28 protein-coding genes, 1 pseudogene and 1 riboswitch are annotated in these 20,436 nt (G+C 60.5%); of the genes and pseudogenes, 16 read left to right on the top strand and 13 right to left on the bottom strand.

Annotated elements, in window-relative coordinates; all coding sequences use genetic code 11:
- Positions 1 to 4: 4 nt before the first annotated feature.
- Entirely contained in the window at positions 5 to 2,146 is a 2,142-nt protein-coding gene (locus ACIGGE_RS01125; protein WP_397489163.1) for a TonB-dependent siderophore receptor, read from the bottom strand.
- A 152-nt stretch (positions 2,147 to 2,298) separates the two neighbouring features.
- Positions 2,299 to 4,227: a CshA/CshB family fibrillar adhesin-related protein gene (locus tag ACIGGE_RS01120; protein ID WP_397489162.1), complete on the bottom strand. Its 1,929-nt coding sequence runs from the start codon at positions 4,225 to 4,227 to the stop codon at positions 2,299 to 2,301.
- Between the two features lie 117 nt (positions 4,228 to 4,344).
- Positions 4,345 to 4,453: riboswitch (TPP riboswitch) on the top strand.
- A 34-nt stretch (positions 4,454 to 4,487) separates the two neighbouring features.
- Between ACIGGE_RS01120 and thiC the strand changes: the two genes are divergently transcribed.
- The 7 genes and pseudogenes from thiC to ACIGGE_RS01085 all read left to right on the top strand — a co-directional run bounded on the left by thiC (position 4,488) and on the right by ACIGGE_RS01085 (position 8,981).
- Entirely contained in the window at positions 4,488 to 6,371 is a 1,884-nt protein-coding gene (gene thiC / locus ACIGGE_RS01115; protein ID WP_397489161.1) for a phosphomethylpyrimidine synthase ThiC, read from the top strand.
- A 143-nt stretch (positions 6,372 to 6,514) separates the two neighbouring features.
- Positions 6,515 to 6,757 carry a DUF4160 domain-containing protein gene (locus ACIGGE_RS01110; protein ID WP_397489160.1) on the top strand — a complete coding sequence of 81 codons (243 nt, stop codon included), beginning with the start codon at positions 6,515 to 6,517 and terminating at the stop codon, positions 6,755 to 6,757.
- Positions 6,732 to 6,992 carry a DUF2442 domain-containing protein gene (locus tag ACIGGE_RS01105; RefSeq protein ID WP_397489159.1) on the top strand — a complete coding sequence of 87 codons (261 nt, stop codon included), beginning with the start codon at positions 6,732 to 6,734 and terminating at the stop codon, positions 6,990 to 6,992. The genes ACIGGE_RS01110 and ACIGGE_RS01105 overlap by 26 nt, the downstream gene beginning before the upstream one ends.
- A gap of 10 nt (positions 6,993 to 7,002) precedes the next feature.
- A pseudogene (locus ACIGGE_RS01100) lies at positions 7,003 to 7,208 on the top strand (phosphomethylpyrimidine synthase ThiC); the annotation flags it as partial.
- Positions 7,209 to 7,419: 211 nt separating this feature from the next.
- Positions 7,420 to 8,385, top strand: a complete 966-nt coding sequence (locus ACIGGE_RS01095) for a hypothetical protein (RefSeq protein ID WP_397489158.1) — start codon at positions 7,420 to 7,422, stop codon at positions 8,383 to 8,385.
- A 181-nt stretch (positions 8,386 to 8,566) separates the two neighbouring features.
- On the top strand, positions 8,567 to 8,773 hold the full coding sequence (locus ACIGGE_RS01090; protein ID WP_272019792.1) for a hypothetical protein: 207 nt from the start codon (positions 8,567 to 8,569) through the stop codon (positions 8,771 to 8,773).
- Positions 8,748 to 8,981, top strand: a complete 234-nt coding sequence (locus ACIGGE_RS01085) for a hypothetical protein (RefSeq protein WP_397489157.1) — start codon at positions 8,748 to 8,750, stop codon at positions 8,979 to 8,981. Before ACIGGE_RS01090 ends, ACIGGE_RS01085 begins: the two co-directional genes overlap by 26 nt.
- A 6-nt stretch (positions 8,982 to 8,987) precedes the next feature.
- On the opposite strand, the gene ACIGGE_RS01080 is transcribed toward ACIGGE_RS01085, so the two are convergent.
- The 4 genes from ACIGGE_RS01080 to ACIGGE_RS01065 form a co-directional block, all read right to left on the bottom strand.
- Complete coding sequence (locus ACIGGE_RS01080; RefSeq protein WP_397489911.1) at positions 8,988 to 9,446, bottom strand: YaiI/YqxD family protein; 459 nt, start codon at positions 9,444 to 9,446, stop codon at positions 8,988 to 8,990.
- 116 nt (positions 9,447 to 9,562) lie between these two features.
- Positions 9,563 to 9,694, bottom strand: a complete 132-nt coding sequence (locus ACIGGE_RS01075) for a hypothetical protein (protein WP_255407905.1) — start codon at positions 9,692 to 9,694, stop codon at positions 9,563 to 9,565.
- Between the two features lie 129 nt (positions 9,695 to 9,823).
- Positions 9,824 to 10,249 carry an ion channel gene (locus ACIGGE_RS01070; protein WP_103022292.1) on the bottom strand — a complete coding sequence of 142 codons (426 nt, stop codon included), beginning with the start codon at positions 10,247 to 10,249 and terminating at the stop codon, positions 9,824 to 9,826.
- Between the two features lie 155 nt (positions 10,250 to 10,404).
- Positions 10,405 to 10,851, bottom strand: a complete 447-nt coding sequence (locus tag ACIGGE_RS01065; protein ID WP_397489156.1) for a PRC-barrel domain containing protein — start codon at positions 10,849 to 10,851, stop codon at positions 10,405 to 10,407.
- 110 nt (positions 10,852 to 10,961) lie between these two features.
- Between ACIGGE_RS01065 and ACIGGE_RS01060 the strand changes: the two genes are divergently transcribed.
- The 4 genes from ACIGGE_RS01060 (at position 10,962) to ACIGGE_RS01045 (ending at position 13,194) form a co-directional block, all read left to right on the top strand.
- Positions 10,962 to 11,384 (top strand): YbaY family lipoprotein, encoded by a 423-nt coding sequence (locus ACIGGE_RS01060; RefSeq protein WP_397489155.1) that lies wholly within the window; start codon positions 10,962 to 10,964, stop codon positions 11,382 to 11,384.
- Positions 11,385 to 11,432: 48 nt separating this feature from the next.
- Positions 11,433 to 11,894, top strand: a complete 462-nt coding sequence (locus ACIGGE_RS01055) for a hypothetical protein (RefSeq protein WP_397489154.1) — start codon at positions 11,433 to 11,435, stop codon at positions 11,892 to 11,894.
- Between the two features lie 183 nt (positions 11,895 to 12,077).
- Positions 12,078 to 12,422, top strand: a complete 345-nt coding sequence (locus ACIGGE_RS01050) for an HPF/RaiA family ribosome-associated protein (RefSeq protein ID WP_103022295.1) — start codon at positions 12,078 to 12,080, stop codon at positions 12,420 to 12,422.
- A 184-nt stretch (positions 12,423 to 12,606) separates the two neighbouring features.
- On the top strand, positions 12,607 to 13,194 hold the full coding sequence (locus tag ACIGGE_RS01045; RefSeq protein WP_272019785.1) for a fasciclin domain-containing protein: 588 nt from the start codon (positions 12,607 to 12,609) through the stop codon (positions 13,192 to 13,194).
- A gap of 51 nt (positions 13,195 to 13,245) precedes the next feature.
- Here the strand turns inward: ACIGGE_RS01045 and ACIGGE_RS01040 are convergent, their stop codons facing one another.
- From ACIGGE_RS01040 to ACIGGE_RS01030, 3 genes are read right to left on the bottom strand one after another with little or no spacing between them, the layout of a single operon-like run.
- Complete coding sequence (locus ACIGGE_RS01040; protein WP_397489153.1) at positions 13,246 to 13,671, bottom strand: hypothetical protein; 426 nt, start codon at positions 13,669 to 13,671, stop codon at positions 13,246 to 13,248.
- Positions 13,672 to 13,673: 2 nt separating this feature from the next.
- Entirely contained in the window at positions 13,674 to 14,021 is a 348-nt protein-coding gene (locus ACIGGE_RS01035; protein WP_103022298.1) for a hypothetical protein, read from the bottom strand.
- A gap of 53 nt (positions 14,022 to 14,074) precedes the next feature.
- Positions 14,075 to 14,560, bottom strand: coding sequence for a LuxR C-terminal-related transcriptional regulator (locus ACIGGE_RS01030; protein WP_397489152.1), 486 nt, complete (start codon positions 14,558 to 14,560; stop codon positions 14,075 to 14,077).
- Between the two features lie 191 nt (positions 14,561 to 14,751).
- On the opposite strand from ACIGGE_RS01030, the gene ACIGGE_RS01025 reads away from it, so the two are divergent.
- Positions 14,752 to 15,318 carry a hypothetical protein gene (locus ACIGGE_RS01025; protein WP_397489151.1) on the top strand — a complete coding sequence of 189 codons (567 nt, stop codon included), beginning with the start codon at positions 14,752 to 14,754 and terminating at the stop codon, positions 15,316 to 15,318.
- Between the two features lie 47 nt (positions 15,319 to 15,365).
- Here ACIGGE_RS01025 and ACIGGE_RS01020 read toward each other — a convergent pair whose 3' ends face one another.
- Positions 15,366 to 15,986, bottom strand: a complete 621-nt coding sequence (locus tag ACIGGE_RS01020; RefSeq protein WP_397489150.1) for a hypothetical protein — start codon at positions 15,984 to 15,986, stop codon at positions 15,366 to 15,368.
- Positions 15,987 to 16,194: 208 nt separating this feature from the next.
- Here ACIGGE_RS01020 and ACIGGE_RS01015 point away from each other — a divergent pair, with 208 nt between their 5' ends.
- Complete coding sequence (locus ACIGGE_RS01015; RefSeq protein WP_301642160.1) at positions 16,195 to 16,626, top strand: COG3650 family protein; 432 nt, start codon at positions 16,195 to 16,197, stop codon at positions 16,624 to 16,626.
- Complete coding sequence (locus tag ACIGGE_RS01010; protein ID WP_346729458.1) at positions 16,626 to 17,078, top strand: DUF3429 domain-containing protein; 453 nt, start codon at positions 16,626 to 16,628, stop codon at positions 17,076 to 17,078. The genes ACIGGE_RS01015 and ACIGGE_RS01010 overlap by 1 nt, the downstream gene beginning before the upstream one ends.
- Here the strand turns inward: ACIGGE_RS01010 and ACIGGE_RS01005 are convergent.
- Positions 17,075 to 17,410, bottom strand: a complete 336-nt coding sequence (locus ACIGGE_RS01005; protein ID WP_397489149.1) for an Mpo1-like protein — start codon at positions 17,408 to 17,410, stop codon at positions 17,075 to 17,077. The two genes, ACIGGE_RS01010 and ACIGGE_RS01005, sit on opposite strands and share 4 nt — an antisense overlap.
- A complete protein-coding gene (locus ACIGGE_RS01000) occupies positions 17,410 to 18,807 on the bottom strand; it encodes a S41 family peptidase (RefSeq protein ID WP_397489148.1) in 1,398 nt (465 codons plus the stop codon). Before ACIGGE_RS01000 ends, ACIGGE_RS01005 begins: the two co-directional genes overlap by 1 nt.
- A gap of 254 nt (positions 18,808 to 19,061) precedes the next feature.
- Here ACIGGE_RS01000 and ACIGGE_RS00995 point away from each other — a divergent pair, with 254 nt between their 5' ends.
- Both ACIGGE_RS00995 and ACIGGE_RS00990 read left to right on the top strand, forming a co-directional pair.
- Complete coding sequence (locus tag ACIGGE_RS00995; protein ID WP_196846921.1) at positions 19,062 to 19,646, top strand: YbhB/YbcL family Raf kinase inhibitor-like protein; 585 nt, start codon at positions 19,062 to 19,064, stop codon at positions 19,644 to 19,646.
- Positions 19,647 to 19,671: 25 nt separating this feature from the next.
- Positions 19,672 to 19,923 carry an SWIB/MDM2 domain-containing protein gene (locus ACIGGE_RS00990; protein WP_067463687.1) on the top strand — a complete coding sequence of 84 codons (252 nt, stop codon included), beginning with the start codon at positions 19,672 to 19,674 and terminating at the stop codon, positions 19,921 to 19,923.
- Positions 19,924 to 19,930: 7 nt separating this feature from the next.
- Here the strand turns inward: ACIGGE_RS00990 and ACIGGE_RS00985 are convergent, their stop codons facing one another.
- Positions 19,931 to 20,329 carry a DoxX family protein gene (locus tag ACIGGE_RS00985; protein WP_397489147.1) on the bottom strand — a complete coding sequence of 133 codons (399 nt, stop codon included), beginning with the start codon at positions 20,327 to 20,329 and terminating at the stop codon, positions 19,931 to 19,933.
- Between the last annotated feature and the right edge of the window lie 107 nt (positions 20,330 to 20,436).

The following is a 20,436-nucleotide window of genomic DNA, read 5'->3' as shown; positions in this document are numbered from 1 at the left end:
GCCATCAGAAGCGGTAGCTCACGGTGCCCATCACATTGCGTTCGCTGCCGACGAAGCAGTCGCCGCGTGCGAGGCAGGCCGAATAATAGCTTTTGTCGAACAGATTGGTCGCGTTGATGGCCACGCTCCAGTTCGCGAATGCGACTTCGGCCAACGCATCGACCAGGGTGAAAGACGGCGTGACGATGCCGTCCGGAAAAGCCGGTCCGAAGGATCGGTTCTTGCCGACATGGCGCACGCCTGCGCCCAGCAGCAGCGAGACGTCATCCCCCAGCGCAAAACCCTTCGTCGTCCAGAGCGATGCGTTGACCTTGGGCACATTATCGATCTGGCGGTCGGTGCCGGCTATTTCGGCCTCGTTATAGCTCGCATTGGCGATGACGGTCAGCTTGCCGGGCAACGATGCGCTGCCTTCGAACTCTATGCCTCTGGAATTAAGTTCGCCGATCTGGATTTGGTCGAAGGGGTCTGGGGTGCTGTCATCCGAAACGGGACGATTGCTTTCCCGGATGTCGTACCCGGTCACCGTGATCAGCACGGCATCGGTCGGGTGGAATTTGATGCCCGCCTCGAACTGGCGCCCTGTCTTGGGAATGAAGGCGCTACCGTCGCTGGCTGTACCTGCGATGGGCTCGAAGCTTTCGGTATAACTGAAGAAGGGCGAAACGCCCTCGACCACTTCGCCGATTATACCTGCCCGGAACGTCGTTGCAGAATCGCGCCGTGCAGGGCCGCCCATGCTTCTGGCGCTGGTCCAGTCACGCCGCGCGCCAAGTACGATCGACACCCGGTCGGCAAAGCGGATCTGGTCCTGAAGGTAAATGCCCACCTGATCCTGATCGACATCTTCGGCGACATAGGCAGGGCTGGGCAGGCCGCCACCAAAGTCGGACAGGGCGCCGTAATCGATATCGTAGATATCGAACACTTCGGTGGCGAAGCCGCCGGTCTTGTAAACCGAATTGGTGCTGTAATCGACGCCCGCCAATACCGTGTGCTCGATGCCCGCTCCCGTAGCGAAATCGAACTGCACGTTATTGTCGGTGGAGAAAATTTCCATCCGGGCGAGGGTTCCGTCCGCATACAGTCGCATCGTGCGCTGTTCGGGATCGGGCACGAAGCCGCCTTCGTCGTCGAGTACCGGTTGGCCGGTTGCCGGATCGAGCAGGACGAAGGGGTTTGCCGGGTTGGTATAGCTATCGGGATAATGCGTGAAATAAGTCAGGTCGCTGTCGATATACCTGGCTTTCAGATTGACCCGGACACCATCGCCGAAGCGATGCTCGAGCAGCGCGGTGCCCTGCAGCAGTCGGCCGTCGTACCGGTCCCATCCTGGTTTGCCGACAAACAGGTCGTTGGGAAGCTGCCCGTTGGGATTGGGCAGGATCGTGCCGACCAGCGGCAGGAATTGCGACGTCGAACCGCTGTCGTCTTCTTGGTAAAGGCCGATCAGGGTGAGTTCGGTGTCGGATGTCGGCTGGAAGGTGATGGATGGCGCGAACAAGATCCGGTCATCCGGCACGTAATCGGTCTGCGTATCGGCATCGCGGACCCGCGCGACGATCCGGGCTGCAACCGTAGCGCTCACGGGGCCGGTTACATCGACCAGCGCTTCCTTGCGGTCGAACGAACCGTAGCGCAGCGAAACCTCTCCCCCGGCTTCGAATTCCGGACGCTTGGACACGAGATTGATGATCCCGCCCAGCGCGCCCTGACCGAACAGGACCGACGCCGGGCCGCGGACCAGTTCGACCTGGTCGAAATTATACGGGTCGGAACGGATGCTGGCGTAATAGCTGAAAATGTCCCGCATACCGTCGCGGAACTGCAGCGCGTTGATCCCGCGCACCAAAGCGCCATCGACACGGCTGTCGGGGCCATACGGGTTGGCCGTCACGCCGGAAACATAGTTCAGCGTGTCGCCGATACTTACTGCGCCCTGCGCCAGATACAGTTCGTCATCGATAACCGTTATCGGCTGCGGCGTTTCGATGATCGGCGTGTCCGTCTTCGTGGCGGTCGTACCTTGATCGCGCGCACCGGTCACGATGATGGTGCGCTGTTCGCTCTCGTCGGCAACGTTGGCCAGCGCTGGGACCGGGACAAGCGCCGTTGCGCACAGCACGGCGGACTTCAACATTCGCATTGTAAACCCTCACGTTCGAATATGAGGGCCCGCTACTGCGAATTAATTGCAAGAGTCAAGGCTAATGAGAATCATTCGCAGATAAGTCTTTCGCTTATTCGGAGCATGAGCGTATTCGCTTCAACCCGCATATCGACGAGGGTAATGTGCGATCATTCGATGACCATCCTGTATCGCAGGGTGAAACTGGGATGCGCAGTTCCGTTCGATGCCCTTAACATGCCCGAAGGGGAGAAACGGATACCGGTCACGGCAGGATCGAAGGGTGCTAGCGGGGAATAACCGGTGACGGTCCCGCCGGGCTGGTTGGAATAGGCGACGTTGCTCCCGCCGTTGAACGCAAGTCCGCTTACCGTCGCGCCATCGATAAAGACCGGTGGGAAATCCGTCCGCCATGCCAATGCGGCAGAGGGTATATCGACGAGCCGCAGGGTGGACGCGTCTGTTGGCGCATCGCCCGAATTGGTAACCGTCACCGTATATTCGATCACTGCCCCGGGGATCGCCTTTGGATTGGCGCTGCCGGTAGGGTCGGACACGATGCGCGACGTCTTGTCGACCGAAAGGATCGGCCGTGCCGCGGACCGGGTGTTCGTGATCGTGCAAGTGATCACATCTCCTAGTTGCGGGGTCAGCGTTCCCGCGGCGCCCCCGGCGGGCAGCGCCGTCGTCGATGTCGCATTGCGATTGGCGCATGCCAGCGTCGGAGAATAGCGGGCCAGAACGGTCGAACCGTTCGCGGTTTCCGAAAGCAGATAGGAATTACCGGCAATCGCGCCCAGCAGGCCTGTGGCCGCGGGCGTGGCCGTTGTTCCCGTTCCGGTCGTGGTAAAGCTTGCCAGCTCGGTATTCGCCGTCTGATTGCGGATTGCCAAGGTGAACTGATCGGTGCCGAAAATCCGGCCGGGCGCGGCGATCGCCGTGCGCAACTGCAGGCGTGGCAGCGGCGTGTTGGTAAAAACGCAATCGACGAAATCGCCGAACTGCAACGTGCCGAAATTGTAACTGTTCGTCACCACGTCGCGGGGCAGGATCGTGGTCGAACCGCTGTTGATATTGGTGCAGGTCAAGCTGGCACGATAATCGGCCAGCGCACTGGTGCTGCCTGCCACCATGGCTTCGCGAAGCACGAGCGGCACGCCGGATGTCGAGGAGAAGACCGCGGCCGGAAACGGCCCGAGATCGGTTCCGCTCGTCTGTCCCGACGCATAGGTGGTCGCGCCGTTCTGGGATTCGATCACGAAGCGGAACTGGTCGTTGTCTGCGATCCGCGTCCCGGCGATCGTCTTGCTCAAGGTGATCGAGGCGAACCGGATCGCCAGCATCACGCCCTGCAGACCCGACCCTTGCATCGTGATGGTCACCGATGTGGGGTTCAGCGAACTGACGATATACGCGCCCACATTTCCTGTCTGGCCCCCACCGGCGGTGCGGAAAGTGGTTGTGTTGATCCCGGTGCTGACCGGATATTGCGTACCGCTGCGCGGTGCCACGCGGTCGAGCAACTGCCAGGCACCGCCATTCGTTGTATATTGCTGGTATTCCGAATTGTCGGTCGATTCCGCGTCGGCCACTACGAACGCATACTGGTTGGCCTGCGACACCCCGCCGGGGGGAATGATGGCGATATTGGTCAGCGTCAGCGTCGTTACGGTACCATTCGTGGCCTGATATAGGATCGGGCGTCCCGGAATGTTCAGGAAGCTGCTGTTGCCGACCGCCGCCCCGGTCCAGCTCGGCGCGGCCGCGCTGACCAGAGCGGTGCCGGTGGCGGTCGGCGTCACGGCGACCTGGAGGCGGAACGTCAGGCGCGATCCATCCGGCAGAACATAGCTCATCGGCTGCCCGGTCGAACGCGCCTGCGCATCGCTGTAATTGCTCATGTTGAGCCAGCAGTAGGTCTGCCACGACGATGGCGCCGCCCCGCGCGCACCGGCTCGCGAACAATCCTGCGCACTGGCGTCCTGCGGGGCCAGCAGCATGACTGCGGCGATCAGGACGCACAGCGCGGCGATCCATTCCCTGGCGCGCCGGGCAAGGGGGCGGGCTACACCCGCAAAAGCGACACGCTGGCAAATCACGACGCCGCGCCAATAACCCGGGCGCGCTTAAACTACGGTAAATAACGTAGAAGCGCTTACGCGGCGCCCGCGCGTGACCGGTCCTATTGCGTGCCGGCGCGCAGACCCCTACACTCGTGCACATCCCCGGGGAGCCAGTGTTGGCTGAGAGGCAGGTGTCACGCCCTGCGACCCGTTGAACCTGAACCGATTAGCATCGGCGGAGGGAGTGGAGCGGCAACGGAATTCCGCTCTTTCTCCGCCTCGAGGAGAGCAAGCGCATGGCCGACATCAACAGCAAATTCGACATCGGCGTCACCACCGGCCCGATCCGTGGCAGCCGCAAGGTCCATGTCGGCGCGCAAAGCGGCAGCGGCGTGCGCGTCGCCATGCGGGAAATCGACCTCGAAGGCGCCGAACCCAGCATCCGCGTCTACGATACCTCCGGCCCCTATACCGATCCTGCCGCCACCATCGATATTCGCGCCGGGCTCGAACAGAAGCGCCGCGAATGGATCGTGGCCCGCGGCGATGTCGAGGAATACGCCGCGCGCAAAGTGAAGCCGGAAGACAACGGCCAGCTTGGCCCCGACCGCTCCGGCGGCGTCCCGGCCTTCCCCAATGTCGCGAAGAAGGTCCTGCGCGCGAAACCCGGCATGAACGTCAGCCAGATGCACTATGCCCGCCGCGGCATCGTCACGCCGGAGATGGAATATGTGGCCGAGCGCGAGAACCTCGGCCGCGCCATGCTGCGCGATGAAGCCGCCCGTCTCGAAGCGCGCAATGACGGCCAGCCGTGGGGCGCCAGCCTGCCCGACTACGTCACCCCGGAATTCGTGCGCGACGAGGTCGCCCGCGGCCGGGCGATCATCCCCTCCAACATCAACCACCCCGAAACAGAGCCGATGGCCATCGGGCGCAACTTCCTCGTCAAGATCAACGCCAACATCGGCAACTCCGCCGTCGCGTCGGATGTCGCCAACGAAGTCGACAAGATGGTCTGGTCGATCCGCTGGGGCGCGGATACCGTGATGGACCTTTCGACGGGCCGCAACATCCACGACACGCGCGAATGGATCATCCGCAACAGCCCCGTCCCCATCGGCACCGTGCCGATCTATCAGGCGCTCGAAAAGGTCGGCGGCATTGCCGAGGACCTGACGTGGGAAATCTTCCGCGACACGCTGATCGAACAGGCCGAACAGGGCGTCGACTATTTCACCATCCACGCCGGCGTGCGCCTGCCCTATGTGCCCATGACCGCCAAGCGCGTCACCGGCATCGTAAGCCGCGGCGGCTCGATCATGGCGAAATGGTGCCTCGCGCATCACAAGGAGAGCTTCCTCTACGAACGCTTCGACGAGATCACCGAGATCATGAAGGCCTACGACATCGCCTATTCGCTGGGCGACGGCCTGCGCCCCGGCTCCATCGCCGACGCCAACGACGAGGCGCAGTTCGCCGAGCTCTACACGCTGGGCGAGCTGACCAAGCGCGCGTGGGAGCAGGACGTGCAGGTGATGATCGAAGGCCCCGGCCACGTGCCGATGCACAAGATCAAGGAGAACATGGACAAGCAGCTCGAAGCCTGCGGCGAGGCCCCCTTCTACACCCTCGGCCCGCTCGTCACCGATATCGCGCCGGGCTACGACCATATCACCAGCGGCATCGGCGCGGCGCAGATCGGCTGGTACGGCACTGCGATGCTCTGCTACGTCACGCCCAAGGAACACCTCGGCCTGCCCGACCGCGACGATGTGAAGGTGGGCGTGGTGACCTACAAGCTCGCCGGCCACGCCGCCGATCTTGCCAAGGGCCACCCCGCCGCCAAGGTCCGCGACGACGCGCTTTCGAAAGCCCGCTTCGAATTCCGCTGGCGCGACCAGTTCAACCTCAGCCTCGACCCCGACACGGCCGAGCAGTATCACGACCAGACCCTCCCCGCAGAAGGCGCCAAGACCGCCCATTTCTGCTCCATGTGCGGGCCCAAATTCTGCTCGATGAAGATCACGCAGGAAGTGCGCGACTTCGCCGCCAAGCAGAACTCCGACAGCTATCTTGCTGCGACCGCGCCAATTGAGAACGTGGATGCCGGAATGTCCGATATGGCGGAAAAATACCGCGATGGCGGCGACCTCTACATCCCCGCAGGAACCGATAAATAGTCCAATTCGCAAGCGTTCGAATCTTGCGGAAGTCTCGATAACGGACCTGCTTGAAGTTGCACATGGCTCCAAACCGGGCTCAATATCGGGTGACCGTCGGCAAGCGAGGTGCGACAGTTCTCCGTCAAGGGAGACTGCCGCACATGCCCAGCATATTGAGGATCGGCCCATACCGCTTCTATTTCTTCAGCAACGAAGGCGAGGAGCCGCCGCACGTCCATATCGATCGCGATGCGGCCACCGCGAAGGTCTGGCTCGGTCCGCTGGAGCTTGCGCGCAGCCGAGGGTTCCGTCCAAGAGAGATCAATGCCATAATGCAGATCGCGGCAGAGTATCGGCTCCCGTTGCTGGAGGCATGGCATGACTTTTTCGGAGCGAGTGATTGACGAACGCGTAGCCGATGTGCGCGCCACTGCCGATACGCTCACCGTGGACCTGATGGATGGCAGGAGTATTTCGGTGCCGCTCGCCTGGTTTCCGCGCCTCGTCGCTGGCGACGCCGACCAGCTTGCGCGATGGGAAACCTGCGCCGGAGGGCTTGGCATCCACTGGCCAGACCTCGATGAGGACATTTCCACGCGCGGTCTGCTACTGGGCACCAAGCCACCGAAGGCAGCTTGACGGCAAGCGCCAATTCCGCTGCCGCGACCAGTCCAATCTCAGCCTGACACAGCCCAGCAAAATTAAGACCCGACGCTTCGCGCAGATGGCGCCCCGACCGCGCATTTCTGCTCCATGTGCGGCCCGAAGTTCTGCTCGATGAAGATCACGCAGGAAGTGCGCGACTTCGCCGCCAGACAGAACTCCGACAGTCACCTCGCCAGCATGAACTTGCGGGCCTGAACCCTTCAAAGGAAGGTGGAAAAACGCGCGTCGACAAAAATGACGAAGATTAAACGGAATCAAAGAAAAAAGCTAAACTGCCAGAATTAAAACGTAACGCAAAAACTGGCGAGAGAATGTAATCCCGACAAAATGAACATCGGTTCATCCCAGCTAAATAACTAAGAGTTATCATTAGAATAACGCACGATTGGGGGAGGGGTGAATGATTGATCTAAGCTTACGTTGCAACAGCGTGTGGTGCCGCCAGCTGTCGGGTTTTTTCGGCATGCTGGCCGCAACGGCAACGGTGATACCGTCACCAGTCGCCAGTCACGAAAATGATCCGGAAAATTCCAACGAAATTGTCGTAACTTCGCGCAAAGTAGACTTGTTGAGCGAATCCGAAATTAAGGACGTCGCGAGTGAATTTGTGGATACACTGACGGTCGTTTCCCGTGGTCAAGGCCTGCCACGATATCAGCCCGAGGTTTACTGCCCTGCAGTTATTGGCATGAGTGAAGCGGTCAATTCACAAATTGAGGCGCGAATGAAGCAGGTGGCACAAGCGGCCGAAGTGAAACCGGCCGGAATCAGCTGCAGGACTAGCGCACTGGTAATATTCGTCGATGACAAAAAGACATTTCTCGATGCCTTCAGGGAAGCTTATCCAGTATATTTCCGATCCTTGAAAGATAGGCATTGGAAGCTGCAGGATGAAGAGGGGCCCGCAATCGCTTGGCATCTGGCTCAACTACTCGACGAGCAAGGTAATCCAATCCAGCGGGATCAAAATGGTGTCGCTTGGGTCTCGTCGTATACGCATGCCAGCCGAATGCGTACGATGACCAGGTCGGTAATGGCTATGTCGGTCACGATTGTGGAGCGTGATGCTTTGATCGGGCTAACTGCGACGCAGATCGGAGACTACGCATTTATGCGAAGTATGAGCGATGCTAGTCCGGCTTCTCTAGAACGCACCACTGCGCCGACCATTCTAACTGTGCTTTCAACTGAGATGGGTGAAGCCGCTCCAGCTTCGCTGACTGATTGGGATTTGGCTTACGTCAAGGCTCGCTATGAAGGAGATTGGGGCGCCGAGGGGCACAAGTCTGGGGTCGAAATTCGGACTGCAGTACAAAAGACAGCAACTAGTCGAGGAAATGACGCGTCGTCCGATTGGGCCGAGTAAATGTAACTTGGTCGCTCTCAAAATAAACAGTTCTTACGCGGTAGTTGAGATGACCTACGTCTTCAGGTGCTAAATGCGGCATTTAATCACTATAACGGCCGAACATACTGGGTAGCCTGTTCAAAACCTTACGGGAACACCCCGGAATCTCCACCCGTTGGTCTTTCAAAGGAGGCCGACAATGGCACGCAATACAGGTGACGAACACCGCATCGGCTCGGTCGACGATCGCAGTCAGGTAAAGAACACCGCGACGGGAAAATGGACCAAGCGCAATCGTGAGGACGGCTCGGCAGATGCTGGGCAGTTCATGGACGTCAAATCGGATGGCGAGCCGTTCAAGGGGGTCGCCAAGGAACGCGATGGGCGGCGCAGCGACGAGGAGTGATCGCCGCACGCCCCACTGGCCAGCGCGCGTCGATGCGCCCATAGGCACCGGCATGGCCGATCTCTATCTAAAGAATCTCGAATCCGAACGCCGCCAGCTCTGGGCGACCTGCCGCCTCAAGGGGCTGGCCAAGGACACGCCCGAGCGGCAACGGATCGCCGCGATCGACGAAGCGATTGCCGCGCATAAGGCCAAGAAATCGGGCTGAGCCTGCTCAGCCCTTGCGGCGCATCGCGGTCAGCACCTTGTCCAGCGCCTGCAGGAAACGCGAACGGTCGGCCTTGCTGAAGGGCGGCGGGCCGCCCCCGATCCCGTCCATTCCGGCGCGCAGATCCGCCATGATCGCGCGCGTGGCCACCGCACCGCCGATGCTGGCGGCATCGAACGGCTTGCCGTTGTGTGCCAGCACCTGCGCGCCTTCTTTCAGGCAGCGCTCGGCCAGCAGGATGTCGGCCGTGATCACCACGGTGCTTGGGCTCGCATTCTCCGCAATCCAGTCGTCGGCGGCGTCGAAACCGTCGCTCACCACCACGCGCTTTACGCGCTCGCTCACCGGCACGCGGAAGATGTCGTTGCTCACCACGCGCACATGCGCGCCATGACGTTCGGCCACGCGGTATATCTCGTCTTTCACCGGGCAGGCGTCGGCATCGACCAGGATGGTTTCCGGCATATCGCCGGTATCGTCGGGGCCGGGTCGATCGGGGGATTGGGGCGCGGGCATCGGTGCCGCCTTAGCACCGCATGCCGCCCGCGCATAATTCGGCCGCTTCAAGGCGTGCCGCAGCCTCAGCTGTTCTTCATATTCTCCAGGCCCTTGATCGCACCCGGCTTCTGCGATGGTTGGGACGCGTTGGTCTTGACCTTTTCCTTTTTCGGCTTGCGCGCTTCTCGGCTCTTCTTTGCTTGGCCTTTGGCCATGATCGTTTCCAGTCGGGGCGGCATGCCCCGCACGCACCCTACGCTCTTTCCCGCAATCGCCTGCATCAATTCGGCAGACGCCGGGAAACCCGCCCCGCCGCGGTCCGGCCCGGCGAATGCAAGGACGGCCTAGCGCCGCCCCATCCGGGCCATCAGCGATACGAAGAATGCCGTCGACCAGCCGAGCAGCAGGATCCCGTTGATCCCCTCGATCGCGGCGACCAGTTGCCACGCCCGCTCCAGCCCCTCGTCGTCATAACCGATCGTGGCATAGGTGATGGTGCTGAAATAAACCGATATGTGCAGGTCCGGCAGCGCGCCCGTCAGCCAGTAGAGCAGGGCGTAAAGCCAGATTTCGACCCCGTGGATCGCAAACAGGCCCATCACCAGCGCAAAGGTGAATATCATGCCCGGCAGGCTCACGGGCGAAAGGTGTTCCTGCCGTTCCTCGCGCTGTTCGATCCGCAGCAGCCGGTTCAGCAGCACCAGGCCGCCCCCATGGATCGCCACCGTTGCCAGCACCATGCCCGTCGCAATCGCAAGCTGCTCGATCATCCCGGCCCCTCCTGCCGCGGCAATAGCATATCCGGGCCGCGCGCACAGTCGCTCCGTCATAACCGGATCGCAGGAAGGGTGCGCCCCACACCGAAAAGCCCGCCCCGGATCGCTCCGGGACGGGCCTTCGCAAAAAACGGACAATTGCGCTGCGCTTACATCGTCGTGTTGTTGACAGCGCTCATGTCGGCGTCGGGCAGGGCAGCCAGATCGGCGGCTGTCATGGTTGTCTGGACATCGCCGTCGGTGGCATTGCCGCGCAGGGTCAGGCCGTCCATCGGGATTTCGACCCAGCGGTCGGGATCGGTGTCTTCCAGTTCGATCACCAGCCCGGTCACAGTGCCATTGTCGTCACGGCGAACCAGCGCGACATCGCCCAGATCGGTGCCGTCGGCGGTCACCAGATCGGCATCCAGCAATTGCGCTTCGGTCATGCCCAGCGCCGCCTCGTCCGTGCCGGCGGCTACCGCGCTACGGTCGGCTTCCATTTCGATCTGGTCGTCCATGGTGTCGGCTTGCTGCTCGGCCGGCGTTTCACCGCAGGCGGCCGTCAGGGCAGTGGCGCCGACGATGCTCAAAAGGATTGGCTTGGGCAGTTTCATGAACGGTTCCTTTCACTTTTGTCATGTGTCCAATGCTCGTCGCGTCCCCGCGTTCCGCCCGGACGGCGTGGTGCCGGGAACGCAGGCGCGCATACCGGCGTTTGCTGGAAATGAAGATCCTCGCACCCCTCGCCGCCGCGCTCGCCATCCCTCTGGCGGCCTGTGCCACCGTGCCCTCCAGGGCCGATGTGGTGACGGTTTCGGGCGAAGCCACCTATCGCGAACGCATCGCCCTGCCGCCGCAGGCGGTGATGTCCGTGCGGATCGAAGATGTCTCGCGCGCCGATGCACCCGCCACGGTTCTGGCCGAAGAAATCATGCCCACCAACGGGCGTCAGGTGCCGCTGCCCTTCAGCGTGGAGGTGCCGCGCGACGCCTTGCAGGGTGCCGTGCGCACGACTGCCCGCGTGCGGATCGAAGATGGCTCGGGCCAGCTCCTCTGGATCACCGATACCAATACGCCCGTCACGCCGGCGGCGGGCAGCGACCGTGTGGATCTCGGCAGCCTGATGCTAGTGCGCACGCCCGGCTGATACGAAAACATTTTCCTACACACCCGGTTTTGTGGCTCATCCTGCCGGATGACCGATGAAACCAACGCGCCACCTTCCTCTCCCGCCCGCCCGAACAGGCGGGCGCGGCAGTGCAATGCCGATTATCGCTGGACCGTGCCCAAGGTGAAGGCCTTCCTTCTCGCGCTCGAACAATGCGGGCGCGTGGCGGAGGCGGCGCAGGCCGTGGGGATGAGCCGGCAGTCGGCCTATGCGCTGCGCGCCCGGCTCGACGGGCCGAAATTCCGCGAAGCGTTCGAAGTGGCCCGGCGCAAGGGGTTGCGGGCCCGCGCGGCTGCCAGCAGGCAGCGTCTGCACGCGGCCCGCTCGCGCTGGGAAGGGCCGGGCCTTGCCGCGCTCGACTATCTGCGCGCAGCCCCCTCGCAAGCCGACATATCCGCGGCCTATGCCGACATGCTGGCCGCGCAAGCCGACATGCGGGCCGAACAAGCTGACATGATAATGCATGAAGCCGACGCTGCGGACCCGTAAGCCGACGCCTGTTCGCACAAGCCGACAAAGTTTTCTCCCTGGACTGTGTAACACCCGGTCCATGTCTCCTCCCGACGCTGCACCGAACCCGGTCGGAAATTTGCTCATTCGCGTCGAAAATGCGGACCGGAATGCGCCTGCCGGGCGTTGAATAGACAAGCATGCAAAAGGAGAGACAACGCCATGCAATTCCAGTTCAATTCGGACAGCAGCGTCATGGGCACCGACGACGTCGCCGAGCGCATCGAAGCACAGGTGCGCGAAAAACTGACGCGGTTCGAAGAACGCCTCACCCGCCTCGAAGTGCACGTCCACAACGAACACCATCACACCCATGGCAATGACGACAAGGGCTGCACCATCGAAGCGCGCCCCCGTGGCGGCAAGCCGATCGGCGTGACCGAGCATGGCTCTTCGGTGGACGCCGCCGCGCGCAAGGCGGCCAGCACCATGGCCCAGCGCCTCACCCGTCTGTTCGGCAAGGAAGCGAAGCACCGGCATGAGGCACGTCCCGAAAAGGTAATGTAACCGCGCGCGCCCGTGCATCGACAGTGCGAGTGGCCACATGTCATTCGTCGCGTCGGTGCACCGGCTCGCCACATTGTGGCAGGATTTGGGCACATTCATCCTCGGCGCTCGTTGGATGGAGCGACGATAAGGTCGGCACCGCCGGCCAATACGTTCTCGGAACCAATAGAAAAGGGACCCGGATATGAATAAGCTCGCAATAGCACTCGCCTCGGCCGCATCGCTCGCCATCGCCGCCTGCGCGGAAGAGCCTGCCGATAATTCCGCCATGGACACTGATGCCGCCGCTGCGGATCAGATGGCCAACGACACCACCACCGAACCCGGCACCATCGTGGAAGTCGCTCAGGGAAACCCGGATTTCTCCATGCTGGTCTCGGCCGTCACGGCAGCCGATCTCGGGTCAACCCTCTCGGGTGATGGACCCTACACGGTATTCGCACCGACCAATGCCGCCTTTGAAAAGGTGCCCAAGGCAACCCGTGACGAACTGCTCAGTCCGGCCGGCAAGTCGGACCTGACCGGTATTCTCACATACCATGTAGTCGAAGGCGCAACGCCTGCCAGCGAGCTGACGCAGGCAATCGAGGGCGCCGGTGAAGACGGCTATGAAATCACCACCGTGAACGGTGCCAAGCTGACGGCGACCATGGAAGGCGGCAATGTCGTTCTTACCGATGCGGCTGGCAACAAGGCCACCGTCACCATGACGGATGTCGAAGCGTCGAATGGCGTTATCCATGCGATCGACACTGTGATGATGCCGTCGTAATCGACTGCTGATCTGAAAATGCGAAGGGCGATCCGTTCGGGTCGCCCTTTTCTATGTGGGTGACGGGTTCACACCGCGGCGTTGATCCACAATCAGCCCCACGACCATCACGATCAGGCACGGTAGGGACCAGAACCCTGCGATGCGCTCGGCCACCATTTGCGGTATAGGCGAAAGCACCAGCGCCAGAACGGTGAACACGACCGATGTCATATGAAACGCCGCAAACCAGATGGGCCAGTATCGGCCACTCGACAATGCGTATCGCATCACGACGACCAAAAGCAGCACATCGACGGCTGCGACGAGGGGAAGGGAAATGCGCTCCTGCAAGAACAGGCTCGCGCCAGCCGAAATTATCGCTGCTGCCGCAATCGCAATAATTACCCTGCGGTCATGGCGATTACCCGCCTGCCATCCGAGTGTCAGTGCCGTGAGCAGAAACAGCCAGAAGGCAAGCAGGAAAATCACGTCCATGGTCAGGCAGCCAGATCCACGGCAACATCGTCTGAAAGGCGAGCGCTTGCTTTATGAAGCGGTGGGCATCCGAACGCCACCGTTTCCAGATTGGACGCATTCTGGATCTTGATCAGTTCCCTGGTGGCGCGGCTCAGGTCTTCCCGGCTGCTGATCGCTTTCGTCAGTCCCGTTCCGGCCATTGCAAGGGCGCCCTGCGCCGTACTGATGGGAAGGCGTGACGCTTTGCTCACCTCGACAATGCTGGCGCATAGATGTGCAAGCGACATCACGGCCTGATCGACTGCCTCGACCGATTTCTGCGTATCGCTGGCGACTACCTGGCCCGCTGCTGGTTCGATATCATGCATGGTTATGTCCTTTCTCGCCGTCTCCACGATTGGAGAATGCAGGGGGCATGAAATCATCCGGATACGTGCCTGACCATCTCGGAAAGGCCCAAAATGAATACAACCGCGAGGCAGGTCAGCATCAGGCTGAGGATGCCGATGCGGATTATCCATATGATACGATCTTTGGTCGACGCTGCGTTCACCCCACCTCCGATCGGAGGGAAAATGGGAAGATAGCCTGATCTCCGGTAAACTTCGCTAGGGCGAGGGAGCGGGCCCAGGTGTTGCTGGCGCTTATCGCGCGACGGTGCTTGAGGAGGTTCGGTGCCTTCCGAGACTTCCACAAGCTCTTGATCGTGAAGGAGGGAAACAGCTTCCAGACGACTGTGAACGCCCAAATTTTCAAGCGCAGCCGAAATGTGCTGGTCTACTGTACGCGGGGAAATGCCCAGTTCACGGGCGATCTGCTTTGAGCTTAGCCCATCCTGAAGCAGCAGCATACATTCTTTCTGGCGCCCAGTTAATGGGTCATCGTGATGCTGCGGTGCTGCTCGCATCTATTCCTTTCCTCCATTGTCGAGTGAATTGTTGGCTTGCGGAAATGTTCCCACGATTGGGTATGGAATATAAGTATGATATAGGTTAACCGCGCAAGTATTTCATAAAGTTCCAGAGGGTGTACGGCCGACTCTCGCTCTGATTTGCAATCGCAGGGGAACCAGCGGCCTTGAAAGGCGCTAATGTCGTCATGAGATATCTAGCCATTCCTCTCGCCGCAGCTCTTTTGACCGCGTGCTCATCGCAGGACGATAACTCTTCTGCTGCGACGCAATCCGAGGCAGCTACCGAAGCCATCGCCAGTCCGGCATCCGACAAGACAGTGTCGCCCGGGCCAAAAACACTGACGCTCGAGGGGCTGGGAGGCCTGACAATTGGGCAGCCGGTACCCGCCAACAGCAGTTTTACTGCGGGCGACGGTCAGATCGGAAATGGGTGCGAAACCCTGTCATCTCCCGAATGGCCGGGGGTTTACGCCATTCGAACCAACGGAGAAGTGCGCCGCATTTCAGTCGCTGATGGTAGCGGCGTAAAGCTCATTGAAGGCATTGGTCCAGGTTCGACCATCGAGGACGTGCGTGCTGAATTCCCGAGCTTCCGGGAAGAACCTCACAAATATACCGGTCCTGAAGGCAAATACCTTACCCAGCCCGGCGATGAGCCCAGACTTCGGTTCGAGATTAACCCGGACGGGAAGGTTTCCATCATCCATGTCGGTGTGATGCCCGAGCTGGGTTATGTTGAAGGCTGTGCCTAAATTATCGCCGTCGCTGTTCTACCAAGCGAGCGCCCACACAGACCAGTTTACTGCGTGACCGCGGGGCGCGGCGAGATAGGAAGAGGTTCTCCAATCTCGGCATCGCTTCTGCGCACATTATCAGAGCCTGGAGGTCGCTGGCTCTTAATTGAGGCGTCGGCCACCTGCATTTTTGCGCGAACAGATTTGATCGCGGGCGCCTCTTTCGACCCGGTTTCTGCGTTTTCGCTGAATGCGTTCTTTGTCCGATCGGATTGATAGGCGCGATCGAACGCTTCAGTAGCTCGATTGTTTGTGGGGTGCCAGTCCGCCAAACGATCAATCTCGTTATTGTCGAGTTCCCATTCCTGCTTGGTATCGACCCCGCTTTCGCCGAACGGGCCGCGCCATTCATTTCGTGAATTACGCAAGCGCCCATGCCTGGCCAATTCGGCAACGGGAATAGTCCCGGAGGGTGTCACCAATGGATAGTGATTGGGCAGTTTTCGGCTGTCAGATGGCTGGTGATCCCCAATGGCAGAATTTCCCGACATGTCGGGAAGAACTTTAGTCGGCTTTTTCAGACTAGTTGTTGAGCCGATGGAGGATCCGCCTAACGCCCCCGCGCACACGACGGCAAACACGGCGGGGGCGGCGTACCAGACGAAATGGTGGCGCGTCGACTTCATGTATGCAGTGTTTCATCTGCATACCCGCAAGGCAAGCCATTGGTACGTTCCGTTCTATTGGCCGGTCCTTCGCAGGGGGAAAAGATATGTGCGAATTAAGGGTGATGGAGCTTATAGGGGACCTGGCTTCTCTCCCGGCTGCCGCATTCTTCAAGGCAGACAAACAGTGGGAAGGCGCAAAAACGCATTGGTTATCACAGGAAAAGCGATGAAGTTGCAGATTCTAGTGGCAAGCTCTTTGATCTTGCTGGCTGCTTGTACCGCGGACGATGGGGCGTCGAACAGCGTGAAGGATGGTGGCACATTCGATGCAATCTCGGCTGGTGAGGTCATCCACTATACTGGAACTGAGCCGTTCTGGGGAGGCGCATCCGGAGCGGGCATGGCCACATATTCCACCCCCGAAAATCCTGACGGAAGTGAATTTCCGGTTGAACGTTTTGCTGGCAATAACGGCCTTGGCATCAGCGGCAGCCTGAACGGAGCGAGCTTCGATCTGATGATCACTCCCGGCGAATGCTCCGATGGCATGAGCGACCGCATCTTTCCCTATACTGCCACCCTGCTTGTCGGTGGGGAGCAACGGCAAGGGTGCGCGTGGACGGACAGCCAGCCCTTTAGCGGGCCCGAGGCTCCGTAGTGGGCAACGTTCCCCGGATGCCACGCTGGCTCGGCCTTGCCGGTTTGTTGCCTCAGTTCATCTGTGTCGCTGTCCTCTATTGGGGGCCAGATTATAGCCGTGAACCGGCACAGATCATCAGCGTAGCTTATGCCGCACTGATCCTGGCTTTTCTGGGTGGAACATGGTGGGGAATAGCAGCCATGGCCCCGGCCGCCGAACGCAGGCGGGCTCTTGGCTGGGTTTGGATTGCAGCGGTTTTGCCGGCTCTTGTCGGACTTGCTTGTTTCCTACCCTGGCTTCTGGGTTGGGAATGGCCTGAGCCGTCGCTGATCATGCTCGCCGGCGGGCTTCTTGTCAGCCTCGGTGTCGATGCAAAGCTAAACTCTCTCGCGCCGCCATGGTGGATGGCACTGCGGGTGCCGCTATCTATCGGCTTGGGACTACTGACCCTGGCAGCCGCATTGGCCTAGCTTGAGGTGACACCAGCGGCGTCAAGTTCGCGGCCTAGCCTGCCCGTCAGCCACAACCACCACATCTGGAAGTCGGCCCTCAAGCTCCACAACGGGTAGGTGAACGTCGCGGGCCGGTTCTTCTCATGAGCAAAATGCGCGATCCATGCGAAGAAATAGCCAGCTACCGGCATGGCGAGTAACCACCACCACCTTCCCGTCACCACGGCGCCAACCGCTACCGCCACGACCAGGCTGGTGCCGATATAATGCAACGCGCGTGTGCCGGGGCGGGAGTGTTCGCGTAGATAAAAGGGCCAGAACTGGGCGAAGGTGGTGTAACGCTCTGCCATCACTGCAAGCCTGGTATCTCGATTTGCGCGGAATTGGGCGCGGCGGGCATCATCAATTGGCTCGTATCCGGTGCCGCACTTCTGGCAGTGGTCGAACCGGGAGCCGAACCGATCGCCGTGCAGCTCCGGCCGGCGAGGAAATCGAGCGCCGTAGCGATGGAAGCTTCCCGGGGATCGCCCAACTGTCTCGAGATATCGTCCTCGGCCCGGCATGTCCGCGGCATCACACTGGCGAGGCCGTCATAATAATCCCCGCCGCCGTTGGCATTCACTGTGCGAAATGCGACGACCCGAAAGCGATCGTCGCAGGCTGAACGGTCGCGCGCGATCTGGCCCACCGGCTTGCCGAAGGTATCCGACCCGACAAGCGCGATATTGTTGCCGAGATAGGGAATAAACGCATTCGGTACCAACTCGCTGGCTGATGCCGTGCCGTCGGTACCGATTACGGCGATCTTGGTCGCTGAGATTGCTTGCGGCTCGGAATTGAACAGGCGCGTTTCGTCGAACTGGCTTTGAGAATCGCGGAATACGGTTTTGCTGAACACCTGACCGACCTTGTCAGACGCCAGCAGATCGCCAAGCAATTCGGCGACCGAAACGAGACCCCCGCCGTTATAACGGAAATCGAGGATGATCTGGGTTACGCCCTCGTCTCGGAACACCTGAAATGCTTCCCGTAACTGGCGAGTGGCATCTTCAATAATGAAGGTTCGCAAGTTAACGTAGCCGACCCTGGTACCGCCATTGTCGAAGATCTTGGCACCATATCGATCCGAAATCGGATCGAGCGAGAATTCGGTTTTCGTCACCGATGCTGTCAGTTCGGTGCCGTCGGGCTGACGCACGGTCAGCTCCCGGGTTACGCCCGGATCGCTAGGGCCCAGCGCATTCACCACGGCTTGCGGCCCGCCACTGGCCATAAGCTGGCTGACGCTTTGCCCATTGATCGCGATGATCTCGCTGCCGCGGTCGATCCCTTCGGCCAGTGCCGGAGCGCTCTCGAACGCTTCCACCACGAAAACCTGCTGAGATGCCTGTTGGTAAGACAGCCGGATGCCGAAGCCTGCGCTTGACCCGCTACTGATGAGGGCATTCTCTTCCGCGATCGACGTAATGTAGGTGAAAAACCGGTCGCGCTGCTGGGCGCGGGCTGGCGCGACCAGAGCATCGATATAGCTTTGGACCGTCGAATAGTTTGCACGGTTAACGGTCTGATCGATCAGGGTGGGGAAGAGATAAAATTCGTTCAGCTGCTGAAGCGCCCAGTCCTGCCGACTTGCAAGAGAGCAGGCATCGGCACTGGTGCCACCGCCAGTAGTCCCGCCAGTTCCGGTGTTGCCGCCGCCGCCACTGGAATTACCACCGCCCCCGCATGCGGCCAGTGAGACTGCCAATGTTGCGCTTAGAACGGTGCGACCCAACCCCATAATTCTGCTCCCCTTGCTATCCGCCTTAAATCCCGACGATCGGCCTTCTTCTGACCATGACGGCTTAATTGAGGGTGAGCAATAGCACGAATAAACGCCTGCAAGGCCCATTTCCCCGTAAAATCGGTGCAAATTTCGCCCCATGGGATGGTTTGCACCCCCGAGCTATGCCTTAAGGGCAGGCCGAAAGATGCCCGCAATAGCGGAAAAGAGGAGATTTCATGGCGAGCGGCGTAGCGCCTTGGGTGCTGAATGCGGTTGGCGGGGTTCCCGTCGGCCATACTCTAACACTGGAGAAGGTTGCCGACGAGCGCGTGCTCGGGCGCGGCGGCTTTGCATTGACCAGCGCAGCTTTTCAAAACGGCGGCGAACTCGACCCATCGTTTACGGCGATCGAGGAGGATGCGGTCGCTCCCCCTTTGGAGTGGACGGCGCCGCCCCCAGGAGCCCAGGAAATTGTTCTCGTGGCCGAGGATGCCGACAAGGGCCATGTCCACTGGACGGTCTGGGGCCTTCCCCCGCAGAAGGGCAAGCTGATGGAGGGCGAAACGCCCCCCCGTACCGGCAAGAATGCGCATGGCAATTCGGAGTGGCTGTTGCCCGATCCTCCGCTGGGCGAGGAACACCGGTATGTCTTTCAGCTTTTCGCGATTGATCTCCCGCTCACACTGATGCCGGGGGCAACGCATGAGGAACTCGTCCGTAATCTGGACGGACACGTGACCGCCGCTGCGGTTCTCACCGCCCGGTTCGAAGGCCATGAGGTCGAGGAACTGGACGTCGAGGATCTCGGCGACGTAGATTGAAGCATAGCCTAGGAAAGGATTAGTCATGGCTGGCAAGAACAACGCACTGCAGAAGCCGGTAAATCTATCGCCGGAACTGGAGAATGTCGTGGGTAAGGGTCCGATGACCCGTGCGCAGGTCACCTCCAAGGTGTGGGATCACATCAAGGCTAACGACCTTCAGGATTCCAAGGACAAGCGCATGATCAACCCCGACGACAAGCTCGGCGCGGTGATCGGCAAGGAACAGATCTCCATGTTCAAGATGACGGGCGCCGTCTCTAAGCACATGAGCTAACAACTGGCTATCGGCGGTGTAACGGCCAGTCCGTTACGCCGCCGGTCCATAGCGCGAGCCAGACCAGGATCGGCTGCGCGATCATCCTCGGTATGTGATAGCCGAGCCCAAATCCGCCATCGGCGCGGGCCATATCCAAAGCGAAATGATGGATATTGGCGGGAAATACGCAAACGGCATAAGCCGCAAGGCCGATCGCTCCGGCCCTCCGCAATGCCAGGCTTGCCGGTTGTACCAGCGCCGCCGCACCCAACAGTTCGGCAACACCCGTCCAGAAAACCACTGCGTGCGGCATCGGCACCCAGCCCGGCATAATCGACAGAAAAGGCTGCGGGTCGGCCAGATGGATGACGCCTGCAAACGCATAGAAGGCTGCCAGTAGCCAACGAAGTCCGGTCCTGATCATGAGCCCCGCTATCAGTATGCGATTGCCGGTTCCAGACAATCGATCGTGAAAAGGCAAAGATCCCGGCGCCAAAAAGTGGCTCTATACCTCTTGGGGATTAGCCCGTG

It is taken from the genome of Qipengyuania sp. NPDC077410 (genome assembly GCF_044543405.1).
Classification (GTDB): Bacteria; Pseudomonadota; Alphaproteobacteria; order Sphingomonadales; family Sphingomonadaceae; genus Qipengyuania; species Qipengyuania pacifica.
Note: the sequence above shows the minus strand (reverse complement) of the source record. Positions and strands in the feature narration are given on the sequence as shown.